Here is a 14,051-nt window from a genome sequence, read left to right as displayed (position 1 = left end):
AGTCTGTGGTGGGCCGCGATGCCCGCACTCTCAGAGCGCGGTTCAGGCAAAAGGTTGCGTCACCTCTGTGCGGCGGAGAGGAAATGATGGCAGCGGGAGAGCCGCTCAGCCCTTGAGGAGGCCGGTGGCGCGCAGTGCGGCCTCGACCACCGGATGGTGTGCTTCCGAAAGCTCGGTGAGCGGCAGCCGCAGCGTACCGCCGCAGAGCCCGAGTCGGGCCATGGCCCACTTCAGCGGGATGGGGTTGGGTTCGACGAACAGGTGGCGGTGCAGTGGCATCAGCTCGAACTGGATCTGCATCGCGCGGCGCACGTCGCCCGCCAGGGCCGCCACGCACAGTTCGTGCATCTTGCGCGGCGCGATGTTGGCCGTGACGCTGATGTTGCCCTTGCCGCCGCACAGCATCAGTGCCACTGCGCTGGGGTCGTCGCCCGAGTACACGGCGAAATGTGCGGGGAGGTCGCGGATCAGCCATTGCGCGCGCTCGATGTTGCCGGTGGCTTCCTTGATGCCGATGATGCCCGGCACCTGCGCGAGCCGCAGCACGGTCTCGTGCGCCATATCGGCCACGGTGCGGCCCGGCACGTTGTAGAGCACGGTGGGCAGGTCGCCCACGGCCTCGGCAATGGCCTTGAAGTGCTGGTACTGGCCTTCCTGCGTCGGCTTGTTGTAGTAGGGCACGACCTGCAGCTGCGAGTCGGCGCCCACGCCCTTGGCGAAGCGGGCGAGTTCGATCGCTTCCTTGGTGGAGTTGGCGCCGCAGCCGGCCATGATGGGCACGCGGCCCTTGGCCTGCTCGACCGACACGCGGATGATTTCGCAATGCTCTTCCACGTCGACCGTGGGCGATTCGCCCGTGGTGCCGACGATGCCGAGGCAATCCGTGCCTTCGTCGATGTGCCAGTCGATCAGCCGGCGCAGGGCGGGATAGTCGACACTGCCGTCGTCGTGCATTGGCGTGACGAGAGCGACGATGCTGCCTGTCAGTTGCTCCAAGGGGAATCTCTCTGTCGGTGGACGAAAGTGTCGATTCTACTGACTCCGGGGGGCCTGGAAATCCCGGGCCCGGCGGGCTCAGCCGGCCCGCAGCGGATGGCGCACCGGCGCTCCCGGAACGGGCAGGTCCTCCCGGACGGCCGCAATGCGCTGCACGAAGCGGTCGGGCGCGGCCAGAAAGCCGTCTTCATACGCCACCACGCGCAAACCCTGGCAGGCGGCAAGCAGTTCGCCGGGCTGCAGCAGGAAGTCGGGGCGCGAGGGCTTGCCGACGGTTTCGTTGCCGGCCGCGAAGGTTTCGTAGAGCAGCACGCCGCCCGGTGCGACGGCGGCCAAGATGTCGTCCATGCGCGGACGCCAGAGATAGTGGGTGACGACCACCGCGCCGAACGCCTGGCCGGCGAAGGGCCACGGACCGGCCTCGATGTCGGCGGCCAGCACCTTGCCGAAGGCCCCCGCGGCCGCGACGGCTTCGGCGTCGCGGTCCACGCCCGTCGCCGCATGCCCGCGTTCGGCGAACCAGCGCATGTGCCGTCCGCGGCCGCAGGCCACGTCGAGCACCGTGGCGCCCGGTGCGAGCAGGTGCGACCACCGAACGATCCATTCCGACGGCTCGGTGCCGGCGTGCGGAGGCACTGCGTCTTTCATTCTGGGCGATGGGGCGAAAGGTTCAGAAACAGGACCAGACCTGGTCCACCAGCGTGACCAGGAAGCTCGGTTCGACGTAGAGCGCGAACACGCCGCCGAGCACGGCCAGCGCGGCGGCGAGCCAGCCGGCGTGGACGAGTTGGCGGTGCGTTTGCGGCGTCATGGGCCTATTTTCGCTCTCAGCCCGGCACCCCGGCAGGCCGGGCGGCACGCGTGATCGCGCCTTCCTTGACCGGCAGGTTGATCAGCGCAGCGAACACGCCGAGGGCGATCGCGAGGTACCAGACGACGTCGTAGCTGCCCGTGGTGTCGTAGAGATAGCCGCCGAGCCAGACGCCGAGGAACGACCCGACCTGGTGGCTCAGGAACACGAAGCCGCTGAGCATCGACAGGTGGGCCACGCCGAAGATGCCGGCGACGATCGCGTTCGTCGCGGGCACGGTCGAGAGCCACAGGAAGCCCATGGCGGCCGAGAACAGGTAGACGCTCGCGGGCGAGAGCGGCGCCACCAGGAACAGCGCGATTGCGATCGCCCGCGCGAAGTAGATTGCCGCGAGGATCTTGCGCTTGGCGAGCGTCTGGCCCAGCAGCCCCACGGTGTAGGTGCCGAACACGTTGAAAAGCCCGATCAGCGCCAGTGCATAGCCTGCCACCTCGGGCGGCAGGCTGCGGTCGCGCAGGTAGGTGGGCATGTGGATGCCGATGAACGCCAGCTGGAAGCCGCAGACGAAGTAGCCGGCCATCAGCAGCCCGAAGCTCGGGTAGCGGAAGGCCTCGCCCACCGCCTGCAGCACCGACTGATTGCGGTGCCCCGAGAGCGCCGCGGTCTTCGGCTCGCGCAGCCCGAAGGCCAGCGGAATGATCACCAGCACCAGCACCGCGACCACCGCGAGCGCGGTCTGCCAGCCCAGGCTGCCGATCAGCCGGCCCTCGATCGGCGCCATGAGGAACTGCCCGAACGAGCCCGCCGCGGCCGCCACGCCCATGGCCCACGAACGCCGATCGGCCGGGATCTGCCGCCCGATCACGCCGTAGATCACCGCATAGGTGGTGCCCGCCTGGGCCGCGCCGATCAAGATGCCCGCGCTCAGCGTGAAGAGCAGCGGCGTTGGCGAATGCGCCATGCCGAAGAGGCCCAGCGCGTAGAACACGGCACCGCCGATCAGCACGCGGAAGGCGCCGAAGCGGTCGGCCAGCATGCCCGCGAACACGCCGAAGATGCCCCAAGAGAGGTTCTGGATGGCCAGGGCGAACGAAAAGGTCTGCCGGCTCCAGTCCTGCGCCTGGGTGATCGGCTGCAGCCACAGACCGAAGCCGTGCCGGATGCCCATCGACAGCGTGACGATCATGGCCCCGCAGAACAGGACTTGCTTGACCGAGAGGGCGGGCGCGGACGTTGACATGGCGTCGAATGTAGCGATTTGCCCGTCCCCGCGCCGGCGTGCGGGCCTTCGCGATTGATGATTTATCCGCGGCAATGCAATGCGCCGGACGCATCAACGGCGCCGGCGGCAGGGCGGCTGTACGGGCATCCAGTTGTTTGGTGGCGACTGACTACAATCCGCCCCCATGGCGACTCCCCCCAAGACTTCTCCCGCTTCAGCGTCCGCTGCCTCCGGCTATTCGGAAGGTTCCATCCGCGTGCTCAAGGGCCTCGAGCCCGTGAAGCAGCGCCCGGGCATGTACACCCGCACCGACAACCCCCTGCACATCATCCAGGAGGTGCTCGACAACGCCGCCGACGAGGCGCTCGCGGGGCACGGCAAGAAGATCAAGGTCACGCTGCATGCCGACGGCTCGGTCAGCGTCGAGGACGACGGCCGCGGCATCCCTTTCGGTCTGCATCCCGAGGAGAACGCCCCCGTGATCGAGCTGGTCTACACCCGGCTGCACGCGGGCGGCAAGTTCGACAAGGGCTCGGGCGGCGCCTACAGCTTCTCGGGCGGCCTGCATGGCGTGGGCGTGTCGGTGACGAATGCGCTGTCGAAGCGGCTCGAGGTCAGCTCGCACCGCGAGGGCTCGGTGGCGAAGCTGGCCTTCGGCGGCGGCGACGTGATCGAGGCGCTCGAGGTACGCAAGCTCGAGGCCGGCGAGCGCAAGCAGGGCACCACGGTGCGCGCCTGGCCCGACGCGAAGTATTTCGAGAGCGCCGTGCTGCCCATGGCCGAACTCACCCACCTGCTGCGCAGCAAGGCGGTGCTGATGCCCGGCGTGAGCGTCACGCTCGCGAACGAGAAGACCAAGGAAACGCAGCAGTGGCTCTACAAGGGCGGCCTCAGCGACTACCTGATGCAGACGCTCAACGGCGATCCCGTGATCCCGCTGTTCGAGGGCGCCGGCCATGCCGACCGCAATGCCGACAACTTCGCCGAAGGCGAGGGCGCCGAGTGGTGCGTGGCTTTCACCGAAGACGGCCAGCCGGTGCGCGAGAGTTACGTCAACCTGATTCCCACCAGCGCCGGCGGCACGCACGAAAGCGGCCTGCGCGACGGCCTCTTCACGGCCGTGAAGGGCTTCATCGAGCTGCATTCGCTGTTGCCCAAGGGCGTGAAGCTGCTGCCCGAGGACGTGTTCGCACGCGCCTCGTACGTGCTCAGCGCCAAGGTGCTCGACCCGCAGTTCCAAGGCCAGATCAAGGAGCGCCTGAACTCGCGCGACGCGGTGCGCCTGGTGTCGAGCTTCGTGCGCCCCGCGCTCGAACTCTGGCTCAACCAGCACGTCGACTACGGCAAGAAGCTCGCCGAACTCGCCATCAAGGCGGCGCAGACGCGCCAGCGCGCCGGCCAGAAGGTCGAGAAGCGCAAGGGCTCGGGCGTGGCCGTGCTGCCCGGCAAGCTGACCGATTGCGAAAGCAAGGACATCAGCCACAACGAGGTCTTCCTGGTCGAGGGCGATTCCGCCGGCGGCAGCGCCAAGATGGGCCGCGACAAGGAAAGCCAGGCCATCCTGCCGCTGCGCGGCAAGGTGCTCAACACCTGGGAAGTGGAGCGCGACCGCCTGTTCGCCAACACCGAGATCCACGACATCTCGGTGGCCGTGGGCGTCGATCCGCACGGGCCGAACGACACGCCCGACCTGAGCGGCCTGCGCTACGGCAAGATCTGCATCCTGTCGGACGCCGACGTCGACGGCTCGCACATCCAGGTGCTGCTGCTCACGCTGTTTTTCCGCCATTTCCCGAAGCTCATTGAAACCGGTCACGTCTATGTGGCAAAGCCGCCACTGTTCCGGGTCGATGCACCGGCGCGCGGCAAGAAGCCGGCCTCCAAGGTCTATGCGCTCGACGAGGGCGAGCTGACGGCCACGCTCGACAAGCTGCGCAAGGACGGGGTCCGCGAGGGCGCCTGGAACATCAGCCGCTTCAAGGGCTTGGGCGAAATGAGCGCGGAACAATTGTGGGAAACCACGCTCAATCCGGACACCCGGCGCCTGATGAAGGTCCAATTGGGCAGGTTCGACTTCACCGCCACCCAGGGCGAGATCACCAAGCTCATGGGCAAGGGCGAAGCGGCGGCGCGGCGCGAGCTGATGGAGCTGCGCGCCGACGATGTCGACATCGATGTTTGACCCCCCTCTGCCCACTCTGCCCATCCCGCATGTCTGCCTTCAAGCGTTCGCTGCTCCTCGCTCTCGTGCTGCTCGCACAGCAGGGGCTTGCGCGCGCGGCTGACGTCTACGGCTACATCGACAGCAAGGGCGTGGCGCACTTCGCCGCCGAAAAGCTCGACGAGCGCTACCAGATCTTCTTTCGCCGCGGCCAGAGCTTCGACACCGCGAAGGGCCTCCCGTCCGCCGGCACGCGCGGCAAACGCGGCGGCGACGGCAAGGTCTCGCCCGCGGCCCAGACGCTGCTGGCGCTGTTCGAGTCGTCGCCGAGCCACAAGGCCGCCAAGGCGGCGCTGCGCGATGCGTCGAGCAAGCATTCGATCGACTACGAGCTGCTGCAGGCGCTGATCGCCACCGAATCGGGCTTCGATGCCGAGGCCGTGTCGCCCAAGGGCGCGCGTGGCCTCATGCAGCTGATGCCCGCCACCGCGCAGCGCTATGGCGTGGCGGCCGACAAGCGCGGCAGCATCGAGAAAAAGCTGGCCGACCCGCGCGTCAACATCGCGGCCGGCTCGCGCTACCTGCGCGACCTGATCGCGATGTTCCCGGGCCAGCTCGAACTGGCGCTGGCGGCCTACAACGCGGGCGAGGGCGCGGTGCAGCGCGCGGGCAACAAGATCCCGAACTACAAGGAAACGCAGAACTACGTGCGCACCGTGCTGCAGCTGTATGCCTACCTCAAGCCTTCGGCGGGGCTCGGCGGTGGTGGTGTGCGCGGCGGCAAGGCGCCGGGGCGTGTCCGCATGGAGCTCACTGTGAAGGGCGGCGCCTTCGGGCGTGGCAACATGCCGTCCAAATCGCCCGCGGCCCTGCCGGCCCTGCCCGAGGTGTCGGAGGCGCCCGAGTCGCCGGCCGTACCTGCCGCCGGCGCCGATGCGCCCGCGTCCTGACGGGGCACGCGCGCGGCGCGCCGGGCCCACGGCGGACAACGACAACCCACATCAACGAACAACGACGGTTTCTCTTCTTTCTTCTCCATGGACGACTCCCAACCCCCGCTTGATCTCATCGGTCCTACCGACGGCGACACCACCCTCACGCTGGCCGACTACGCCCAGACCGCCTACCTCGAGTACGCGCTGAGCGTGGTCAAGGGCCGTGCGCTGCCCGATGTGTGCGACGGCCAGAAGCCGGTGCAGCGGCGCATCCTGTACTCGATGTCGCGCATGGGCCTGGGCTTCGGCGGCACCAATGGCAACGTGGGCGCCAAGCCGGTCAAGAGCGCGCGCGTGGTCGGCGACGTGCTCGGCCGCTTCCATCCGCACAGCGACCAGGCCGCCTACGACGCGCTGGTGCGCATGGCGCAAGACTTTTCGCAGCGCTATCCGCTGGTCGACGGCCAGGGCAACTTCGGCAGCCGCGACGGCGACGGCGCCGCGGCCATGCGCTACACCGAGGCGCGGCTCGCGCGCATCACCAGCCTGCTGCTCGACGAGATCGACGAAGGCACGGTCGACTTCATTCCCAACTACGACGGCAGCACCGAGGAGCCGCGCCTTTTGCCCGCGCGGCTGCCGTTCACGCTGCTCAACGGCGCGAGCGGCATCGCAGTGGGCCTGGCGACCGAGATCCCGAGCCACAACCTGCGCGAGATCGCCGACGCCTGCGTCGCGCTGATCAAGTCGAACGGCAAGCTCAGCGAGGAAGAACTCGTCGCCATCGTGCCCGGCCCCGACTATCCGGGCGGCGCGCAGATCATCAGCGGCGCGAGCGACATCGCCGACGCCTACCGCACCGGCCGCGGCTCGCTCAAGGTGCGCGCGCGCTGGAAGATCGAGGACCTCGCCCGCGGCCAGTGGCAGCTCGTAGTCAATGAGCTGCCGCCGGGCGTCAGCACGCAGCGGGTGCTCGAGGAGATCGAGGAAATCACCAACCCGAAGGTCAAGGCCGGCAAGAAGGCGCTGACCGCCGATCAGACCCAGCTCAAGGCCGCGATGCTTTCGGTGCTCGACGTCGTGCGCGACGAGTCGAGCAAGGATGCTGCCGTGCGCCTGGTGTTCGAGCCCAAGACCTCGCGCATCAGCCAGGAAGACTTCATCACCACGCTGCTCGCGCAGACCTCGCTCGAGACCTCGTCGCCGATCAATCTCACGATGGTCGGCATCGACGGCAAGCCCACGCAGAAGTCGCTGCGCCAGATGCTCAACGAGTGGATCGCATTCCGCGAGATCACCGTCGAGAAGCGCTCGCGCCACCGCCTGGGCAAGGTGCAGGACCGCATCCACATCCTCGAGGGCCGGCAGCTGGTGCTGCTGAACATCGACGAAGTGATCGCGATCATCCGCGCGGCCGACGAGCCGAAGGCCGCGCTGATCGCGCGCTTCAACCTCAGCGAACGGCAGGCCGAGGACATTCTTGAAATCCGCCTGCGCCAACTCGCGCGGCTGGAAGCCATCAAGATCGAGCAGGAGCTCAAGGGCCTGCGCGACGAGCAGAAGAAGCTCGAGGACATCCTCGCCAGCCCGGCCGCGCTGCGCCGCCTGCTGGTGAAGGAGATCGAGGCCGATGCCAAGACCTTCGAAGACCCCCGCCGCACGCTGATCCAGGCCGAGAAGCGCGCCGTGGCCGAGGTCAAGGTGGTCGACGAGCCGGTCACGGTGATCGTCTCGCAGAAGGGCTGGGTGCGCGCGCAGAAGGGCTGGCCCGCGGCGGCTGGCGCCAATGGCGAGAAGGCAGCGCCCGAGTACAGCTTCAAGTCGGGCGATGCGCTCTACGGCGCCTTCGAATGCCGCACCGTCGACACGCTGCTGGTGTTCGGCTCGGCCAAGGACAAGACCGTGCGCGTCTACACCGTGCCCGTGGCCTCGCTGCCCGGCGCCCGCGGCGACGGCCAGCCGGTCACCACGCTCATCGAGCTCGAGGCCGGCACGCACGTCACGCACTTCTTCGCGGGGCCGGTGGGCGCCAGCCTGCTGCTGGCCAACACCGGCGGCTACGGCTTCATCGCCACGGTCGAGAACATGATGTCGCGCCAGCGCGGCGGCAAGGCTTTCATCGACGTGGGCGAAGGCGAGGCGCTGTGCCGTCCGTCGCTCGTCGGCGGCGCCAGCGGCGCCGAGCCGATGCCGGCCGCCACGCACGTGGCCTGCGCTTCGACCGGCGGACGCATCCTGACGTTCGAGATCGCCGAGCTCAAGAGCCTGCCGAAGGGCGGCCGCGGCCTCACGCTGATCGACCTGGAGGCCAAGGACACGCTCGCGGGCGCCGCGGCCTACACGCGCAGCGTGCGCATCGAGGGCATCGGCCGTGGCGGCAAGGAACGCGACGAGACGCTCGAGATCCGCACGCTCAACAACGCGCGCGGCACCCGCGCGCGCAAGGGCAAGGCGGCCGACCTGGGCTTCAAGCCGGCAACCATCGTGCGCGTGCTGTGATGGGCGGCCTCGACTTCAGCACCATCGGCCTGTTGCTTGCGGTGGTGACCGGCATCGGCAGCTTCGCGGTCGGCCGCTACCTGCGCACGAAGCACGTGGCGAAGAAGCGGGCCAAGGACCGCATCGCGGCCCAGGCCAGCGAGACCCGCCAGCAGCGCCGGGCGCGCGAGCGGCGCGAGCGGGGCTAGCTAGCGCGCCAGCCCGAGCACGCCCAGGATCTCCTTCTCGCGCTTCATCGCGTCGAGGGCGAATGCGCGGTAGTCCTTCGGGCTCTTGTAGTCCGGCTCCATCTCGTAGCGCGCGAGCACGTCCTTGAACGCCTTCGTCTGCATCGCCTCTTTGAACGCGTCGTGCAGGCGGACGGCGATGGCCGGGTCCAGCCCGCGCGGGCCCACCAGCCCCCAGGGCGAGGTCTGCACGATGTCGACGCCGCTTTCCTTGAGCGTGGGCACGTCGGGGTAGCGCGCCATGCGCTTGTCGCCCCAGACTGCGATCAGGCGCAGTTTCCCGGCGTCCACGTAGGGAACGAATGCCGAAGTCTCCGCCGCCGAATCGACCTGACCGCTCACGATCGCCTGCAGCGATTCGGCGCTGCCCTTGTACGGAATGTGGTTGAGCTGGATGCCGAACTGCCGCGAGACCTGCTCCATCGTCAGGTGGTTGGTGGTGGCGACGCCGGGCGTGCTGTAGGTCAGCGTGCCGGGCTTGGCGCGCGCCTGTGCGACGTAGTCCTTCAGCGTCCCGATGGGCGAGCTCGCGGGCACGACGATGCCGAAGGCGTAGCCGGTCAGGCCAATGATGTAGCTCAGGTCCTTGGCGGGATCCCACTTGATGTCGTTGGTGTAGGGCAGGCGATACACGCCGGCCGGCGCGATCGCGAGCGTGTAGCCGTCGGGCGCGGCCGACTGCAGGCTCTGCACCGGGATCGTGCCGCCGACGCCGGGCTTGTTCTCGATGACGATGGGCTGCTTGAGGATGGCGCCCGCCTTTTCCGCAAGCACGCGCATCGGCGCGTCGGTCGAGCCGCCGGGCGCGAAGCCGATCATGATCTTGATCGGGCGGGAAGGATAGGCGTCGGGCTTCTCCTGCGCATGGGCCGGCGCTGCGGCAGCAAGCATTGCGGCGGCAAGTAGCGCGGTGGCCAGGCGGCCGAGGTTTCGAGCGGACATGGTGTCTCCTTGGGGCATGAAATGCCCTGTCGTTGGTGGAAAAAATCGGGATACCGCGCCGGCTACGTGCCGACGTCGTTTGGAACTTGCGCGAGCGCCCTCAGCACGCCCTTCTGCACCTTGCCGTTCGGCGCCGACGGCAGCGTGGCCATCGTGCGGATCTCGCTGGGCTGCTTGTAGGGCGACAGGTGCTCGCGCAAGTACGCGCGCAGGCGGTCGAGGTCGATCGCCACGCCTTCGCCGGTTTCGAGAAAGGCCACGATCTCCTCGTTGTCGCCGGCCTCGCGCCCGACGACGGCCGACTGCACGACGCCGGGGTAGGTGTTGAGCACCTGTTCGACCTCGAGCGGATAGACGTTGAAGCCCGAGCGGATGATGAGCTCCTTGGTGCGCCCACAGATGACCAGCGCGCCATCGGCCTCCTGGCGCGCGAGGTCGCCGGTGTCGAACCAGCCGGCGCCGTCGATGGCCGCCGCCGTGAGCTCGGGGCTGCGGTAGTAGCCCTTCATCACGCCGGGGCCGCGCACCCAGAGCGCGCCTGCCTCGCCGGGAAGCACGTCGCGGCCGTCGGCCGCGCGGATGCGCACCTCGACCTGCGGGATCGGCGGCCCGACCGCGCAGTCGCCGCGTGGCGATGCGAGCCGCGTTTGCGCGACCGTCGGGCCGGTCTCGGTCAGTCCGTAGCCGTTGTGCAGCGGCTGGCCGAAGGTGCGCTCCACCTCGGCCTTGAGGCTCGGTGTGAGCGGCGAGCCGGCCACGCTGATGAGCCGCAGCCGCGGGGCCGACAGTGCCGTGCCAGCCTGGCGCGACCATTCGAGCAGCCGTGCGAAGAGGGCCGGTACGCCGGTGAAGATCGTGATGCCGTCCTCGCGCAGCGCGCGGGCCGTGCCCTCGGCCGAGAAGCGCGGCTCGAGCACCAGCGTGGCGCCGGCGCTCATCGCGCCGAGGAACTGGGTCGACAGCCCCACCACATGCGCCATCGGCAGCACGCCGTAGACCACGTCGCCCGGGCCCATGGCGCGCAGCTCGCGTGCGGCGGTGGCGACGAAGATCAGGTTGGCATGCGTCAGCATCACGGCCTTGGGCGCGCCCGTGGTGCCCGAGGTATAGACCATGGCGGCGACCTGCCGGCGCGGATCGGCTTCGCCCGGTTCGGGCACGGCGCCCTCGGCCAGTGGCCCGATCGCGAGTTCGCCGCCGAGCGCGCTGGCGAGTTCGCTGGCAAAAGGCTCGGCGCCGTGCCGCCGTGCATGCGCGCCCGCCTCGGGCGAGACATGGCACAGGTAGAGCACGCGGCGCGCGCCCGAATGGTCGATGAACGCATCGATCTCGCGCGGCGACAGCCGCGCATTCACCACGACGGCCCAGGCGTCGAGCTGGCTGAGCGCGAGGAACGCGACGCACAGCGCGGCGCTGTTCTCGCCCACGATCAGCACGCGGTCGCCTACGCGCACGCCGGCGGCGGCGAGCTGGGCGGCCATCGATTCGGTCTCTCGGCCGAGTGCACCATAGCTCAGCGCCACAAAGGCATCGCGCAGCGCCAGGGCCTCGGGACGCTGCGCGATCCAGCGCGCGGGCAGCTCGTGGACCCGTTGCGGCGGCGGGTAGGTCTCGGCAGTCATCGTTCAGTCGGTCTCCTGTGCGTTGTCGGGGGCGAGTCTAGGCAACAGGACGCCAAGGCGGCAGATCCTCAAGACTGCATTGCGGAACACCAAGGCAGGCATTCTTCGCAAAGGAGGGCGCACTCCTCAGGTGAGAAGCAGGGTCCAGCGCCACTCGCATGTGAGACGCAAATTCTGCAGTGCAGTTTTGTCTATCGCCTCGATGACACCGCGGCGCCAGACTGCATCCCAGAATGGCAGGCCGCGCACCGAATCCGGCGCGCACTTGACCGACGAAAGAACCGCATGACCGACAAGAAAGCCATCCTCGTGATCGGTGCCGGGGACGCCACCGGCGGCGCGATCGCCCGCAGATTCGCCCGCGAGGGCTACATCGCCTGCGTGACCCGGCGCAGCGCCGACAAGCTGCAGCCGCTGGTCGACGAGATCCGCGCCGCGGGCGGCGAGGCCCATGGCTTCGGCAGCGACGCGCGCAAGGAAGAGGAGATGGCGGCGCTCGTGGAAAACATCGAGACCAACATCGCACCGATCGAGGTGGCCGTGTTCAACATCGGCGCCAACGTGCGCTTCGGCATCACCGAGACCACGGCGCGCGTGTACTTCAAGGTCTGGGAGATGGCCTGCTTCGGCGGCTTCCTCATGGGCCGCGAGGTGGCCAAGCGCATGCTCGAACGCGAGCGCGGCACCATCATCTTCACCGGCGCGACCGCGAGCCTGCGCGGGCGCGAGGGCTTTGCCGCCTTCGCGGGCGCCAAGCATGCGCTGCGCGCGCTGGCCCAGAGCATGGCGCGCGAGCTGTGGCCCAAGGGCATCCACGTGGCGCATCCGGTGATCGACGGCGCCATCGACACCGAGTTCATCCGCACCAATTTTCCCGAGCGCTATGCGCTGCTCGAGCAAGGCGGCATCGTCTCGCCCGAGAGCATCGGCGAGGCCTACTGGCAGATCCACCAGCAGCCGCGCAACGCCTGGACGCATGAGACGGAGTTGCGCCCCTGGATGGAGGCATGGTGAGCATGCGCCCGGCGAAGGTCGAGTTCCTGTTCGATTTCGGCAGCCCCAATGCCTACCTGTGCCACAAGGTGCTGCCCGCGATGGCGGCGCGCACCGGCGTGGCGGTGGCTTACGAGCCGATCCTGCTGGGCGGGCTGTTCAAGCTCACCAACAACCGATCGCCAGCCGAAGCCTTTGCCGACATTCCGAACAAGCGCGCCTATGACGCGCTCGAGGTCCAGCGCTTCATCGCGAAGCACGGCATCACGGCCTACCGCCGCAACGCCTTCTTTCCCGTGAACACGCTCACCATCATGCGCGGCGCCGTGGCGGCGCAGCGGCTCGGCTGCTTCGAGCGCTACCTCGACACGGTGTTCGCCTGCATGTGGGAGCGCAGCCTCGACATGGCCGACCCGCAGGTGGTGGCCGCTGCGCTGGCCGAAGCCGGCCTGCCCGCGGCGGAGCTGCTGGCCGCCACGCAGGCCGCCGAAGTGAAGCAGGCGCTGCTCGCGAACACGCAGCGGTCCTTCGAGCGCGGCGCGTTCGGCTCGCCGACCTTCTTCGTCGACGACCAGATATTCTTCGGCAAGGACCGGCTGCGCGAGGTCGAGGAAGCGATCGTCCTTGCATCGACAACATCCCAGGAATCCACCCCCTCATCATGAAGACCAGAATCACCCAACTCTTCGGCATCGAGCACCCCATCATCCAGGGCGGCATGCATTTCGTCGGCCTGGCCGAACTGGCCTCGGCGGTCTCGAACGCGGGCGGGCTCGGCATCATCACCGGCCTCACGCAGAAGACGCCCGAGCTGCTCGCGCGCGAGATCGCGCGCTGCAGGGAGATGACCGACAAGCCCTTCGGCGTGAACCTCACCTTCCTGCCGACCTTCGCCGCGCCGCCGTACCCGGAGTACATCCAGGCCCTCATCGAAGGCGGCGTGCGCATCGTCGAGACCGCCGGCCGCAGCCCCGAGCAGTACATGCCGCAGCTCAAGCAGGCCGGCGTCAAGGTGATCCACAAGTGCACGTCGGTACGACATTCGCTGAAGGCGCAGGCCATCGGCTGCGATGCGGTGAGCGTCGACGGCTTCGAGTGCGGCGGCCATCCGGGCGAGGACGACGTGCCCAACTTCATCCTGCTGCCGCGCGCGGCCGAGGCGCTCGACATTCCGTTCGTCGCATCGGGCGGCATGGCCGACGGCCGCAGCCTGGTGGCCGCGCTGGCGCTCGGCGCCGAGGGCATCAACATGGGCACGCGCTTCATCGCCACGCGCGAGGCGCCGGTGCACGACAACGTGAAGGCGGCGATCGTCGCGGCCTCGGAGCTCGATACGCGGCTCGTGATGCGGCCGCTGCGCAACACCGAGCGCGTGCTAAAGAACGCGGGCGTCGAGGCGCTGCTGGCCATCGAGAAGGAGAAGGGCGCCCAGACCACGATCGACGACATCCGCGAATTCGTCGGCGGCGTCTACCCCAAGGTGATGGTGGACGGCGACATGGAAGCCGGCGCGTGGAGCTGCGGCATGGTCGCGGGCCTGATCCACGACGTGCCGACGGTCGGCGAGCTGGTGTCGCGCATCATGCGCGAGGCCGAGGACATCGTCTCCCAGCGCCTCGCGCGGCTGCTCTGAGCAGCCGCGC

The 14,051-nt window shown here is 68.7% G+C and carries 13 protein-coding genes; 7 read left to right on the top strand and 6 right to left on the bottom strand.

What is annotated here, in order from left to right; all coding sequences use genetic code 11:
- Positions 1-105: 105 nt before the first annotated feature.
- From dapA to AC3A6J_RS00650, 4 genes are all read right to left on the bottom strand, one after another.
- Entirely contained in the window at positions 106-996 is an 891-nt protein-coding gene (gene dapA / locus AC3A6J_RS00665; RefSeq protein ID WP_487857967.1) for a 4-hydroxy-tetrahydrodipicolinate synthase, read from the bottom strand.
- A 78-nt stretch (positions 997-1,074) separates the two neighbouring features.
- The gene (locus AC3A6J_RS00660) at positions 1,075-1,644 is read right to left on the bottom strand and encodes a class I SAM-dependent methyltransferase (protein WP_487857966.1); all 570 of its coding nucleotides are present in this window, start codon (positions 1,642-1,644) and stop codon (positions 1,075-1,077) included.
- Positions 1,645-1,666: 22 nt separating this feature from the next.
- Entirely contained in the window at positions 1,667-1,807 is a 141-nt protein-coding gene (locus AC3A6J_RS00655; RefSeq protein ID WP_487857965.1) for a hypothetical protein, read from the bottom strand.
- Between the two features lie 16 nt (positions 1,808-1,823).
- Positions 1,824-3,047: an MFS transporter gene (locus tag AC3A6J_RS00650; RefSeq protein WP_487857964.1), complete on the bottom strand. Its 1,224-nt coding sequence runs from the start codon at positions 3,045-3,047 to the stop codon at positions 1,824-1,826.
- Positions 3,048-3,213: 166 nt separating this feature from the next.
- Between AC3A6J_RS00650 and AC3A6J_RS00645 the strand changes: the two genes are divergently transcribed.
- From AC3A6J_RS00645 to AC3A6J_RS00630, 4 genes are all read left to right on the top strand, one after another.
- Entirely contained in the window at positions 3,214-5,211 is a 1,998-nt protein-coding gene (locus AC3A6J_RS00645) for a DNA topoisomerase IV subunit B (RefSeq protein ID WP_487857963.1), read from the top strand.
- Positions 5,212-5,240: 29 nt separating this feature from the next.
- Positions 5,241-6,140: a lytic transglycosylase domain-containing protein gene (locus tag AC3A6J_RS00640; RefSeq protein ID WP_487857962.1), complete on the top strand. Its 900-nt coding sequence runs from the start codon at positions 5,241-5,243 to the stop codon at positions 6,138-6,140.
- Between the two features lie 87 nt (positions 6,141-6,227).
- The gene (gene parC / locus AC3A6J_RS00635) at positions 6,228-8,624 is read left to right on the top strand and encodes a DNA topoisomerase IV subunit A (RefSeq protein ID WP_487857961.1); all 2,397 of its coding nucleotides are present in this window, start codon (positions 6,228-6,230) and stop codon (positions 8,622-8,624) included.
- Complete coding sequence (locus tag AC3A6J_RS00630) at positions 8,624-8,812, top strand: hypothetical protein (RefSeq protein WP_487857960.1); 189 nt, start codon at positions 8,624-8,626, stop codon at positions 8,810-8,812. Before parC ends, AC3A6J_RS00630 begins: the two co-directional genes overlap by 1 nt.
- Here the strand turns inward: AC3A6J_RS00630 and AC3A6J_RS00625 are convergent, their stop codons facing one another.
- Together AC3A6J_RS00625 and AC3A6J_RS00620 are read right to left on the bottom strand one after the other, a co-directional pair.
- Positions 8,813-9,793: a tripartite tricarboxylate transporter substrate binding protein gene (locus tag AC3A6J_RS00625; protein ID WP_487857959.1), complete on the bottom strand. Its 981-nt coding sequence runs from the start codon at positions 9,791-9,793 to the stop codon at positions 8,813-8,815.
- 62 nt (positions 9,794-9,855) lie between these two features.
- A complete protein-coding gene (locus AC3A6J_RS00620) occupies positions 9,856-11,415 on the bottom strand; it encodes a class I adenylate-forming enzyme family protein (RefSeq protein WP_487857958.1) in 1,560 nt (519 codons plus the stop codon).
- Positions 11,416-11,700: 285 nt separating this feature from the next.
- Between AC3A6J_RS00620 and AC3A6J_RS00615 the strand changes: the two genes are divergently transcribed.
- Genes AC3A6J_RS00615 through AC3A6J_RS00605 form a run of 3 tightly spaced genes read left to right on the top strand, consistent with a single transcriptional unit; the run spans position 11,701 to position 14,041 of the window.
- On the top strand, positions 11,701-12,429 hold the full coding sequence (locus AC3A6J_RS00615) for an SDR family oxidoreductase (RefSeq protein ID WP_487857957.1): 729 nt from the start codon (positions 11,701-11,703) through the stop codon (positions 12,427-12,429).
- A gap of 2 nt (positions 12,430-12,431) precedes the next feature.
- Complete coding sequence (locus tag AC3A6J_RS00610) at positions 12,432-13,073, top strand: DsbA family protein (protein WP_487857956.1); 642 nt, start codon at positions 12,432-12,434, stop codon at positions 13,071-13,073.
- Positions 13,070-14,041 (top strand): NAD(P)H-dependent flavin oxidoreductase, encoded by a 972-nt coding sequence (locus AC3A6J_RS00605; RefSeq protein WP_487857955.1) that lies wholly within the window; start codon positions 13,070-13,072, stop codon positions 14,039-14,041. The genes AC3A6J_RS00610 and AC3A6J_RS00605 overlap by 4 nt, the downstream gene beginning before the upstream one ends.
- Positions 14,042-14,051 lie beyond the last annotated feature (10 nt).

This window comes from Variovorax sp. Soil_C_39, assembly GCF_057656815.1.
The sequence above is the reverse complement of the archived record's forward strand: the minus strand, read 5'-3'. Positions and strand labels throughout refer to the sequence as shown.

What these genes read in the sequence shown, in the direction of transcription:
- AC3A6J_RS00630 (WP_487857960.1), top strand. Translation starts at nt 8,624, where the DNA reads ATGGGCGGCCTCGACTTCAGCACCATCGGCCTGTTGCTTGCGGTGGTG.
- AC3A6J_RS00605 (WP_487857955.1), top strand. Translation starts at nt 13,070, where the DNA reads ATGAAGACCAGAATCACCCAACTCTTCGGCATCGAGCACCCCATCATC.
- AC3A6J_RS00650 (WP_487857964.1), bottom strand. Translation starts at nt 3,047, where the DNA reads ATGTCAACGTCCGCGCCCGCCCTCTCGGTCAAGCAAGTCCTGTTCTGC.
- parC (WP_487857961.1), top strand. Translation starts at nt 6,228, where the DNA reads ATGGACGACTCCCAACCCCCGCTTGATCTCATCGGTCCTACCGACGGC.
- AC3A6J_RS00660 (WP_487857966.1), bottom strand. Translation starts at nt 1,644, where the DNA reads ATGAAAGACGCAGTGCCTCCGCACGCCGGCACCGAGCCGTCGGAATGG.
- AC3A6J_RS00655 (WP_487857965.1), bottom strand. Translation starts at nt 1,807, where the DNA reads ATGACGCCGCAAACGCACCGCCAACTCGTCCACGCCGGCTGGCTCGCC.
- AC3A6J_RS00640 (WP_487857962.1), top strand. Translation starts at nt 5,241, where the DNA reads ATGTCTGCCTTCAAGCGTTCGCTGCTCCTCGCTCTCGTGCTGCTCGCA.
- AC3A6J_RS00625 (WP_487857959.1), bottom strand. Translation starts at nt 9,793, where the DNA reads ATGTCCGCTCGAAACCTCGGCCGCCTGGCCACCGCGCTACTTGCCGCC.
- AC3A6J_RS00615 (WP_487857957.1), top strand. Translation starts at nt 11,701, where the DNA reads ATGACCGACAAGAAAGCCATCCTCGTGATCGGTGCCGGGGACGCCACC.
- AC3A6J_RS00620 (WP_487857958.1), bottom strand. Translation starts at nt 11,415, where the DNA reads ATGACTGCCGAGACCTACCCGCCGCCGCAACGGGTCCACGAGCTGCCC.
- AC3A6J_RS00610 (WP_487857956.1), top strand. Translation starts at nt 12,432, where the DNA reads ATGCGCCCGGCGAAGGTCGAGTTCCTGTTCGATTTCGGCAGCCCCAAT.
- AC3A6J_RS00645 (WP_487857963.1), top strand. Translation starts at nt 3,214, where the DNA reads ATGGCGACTCCCCCCAAGACTTCTCCCGCTTCAGCGTCCGCTGCCTCC.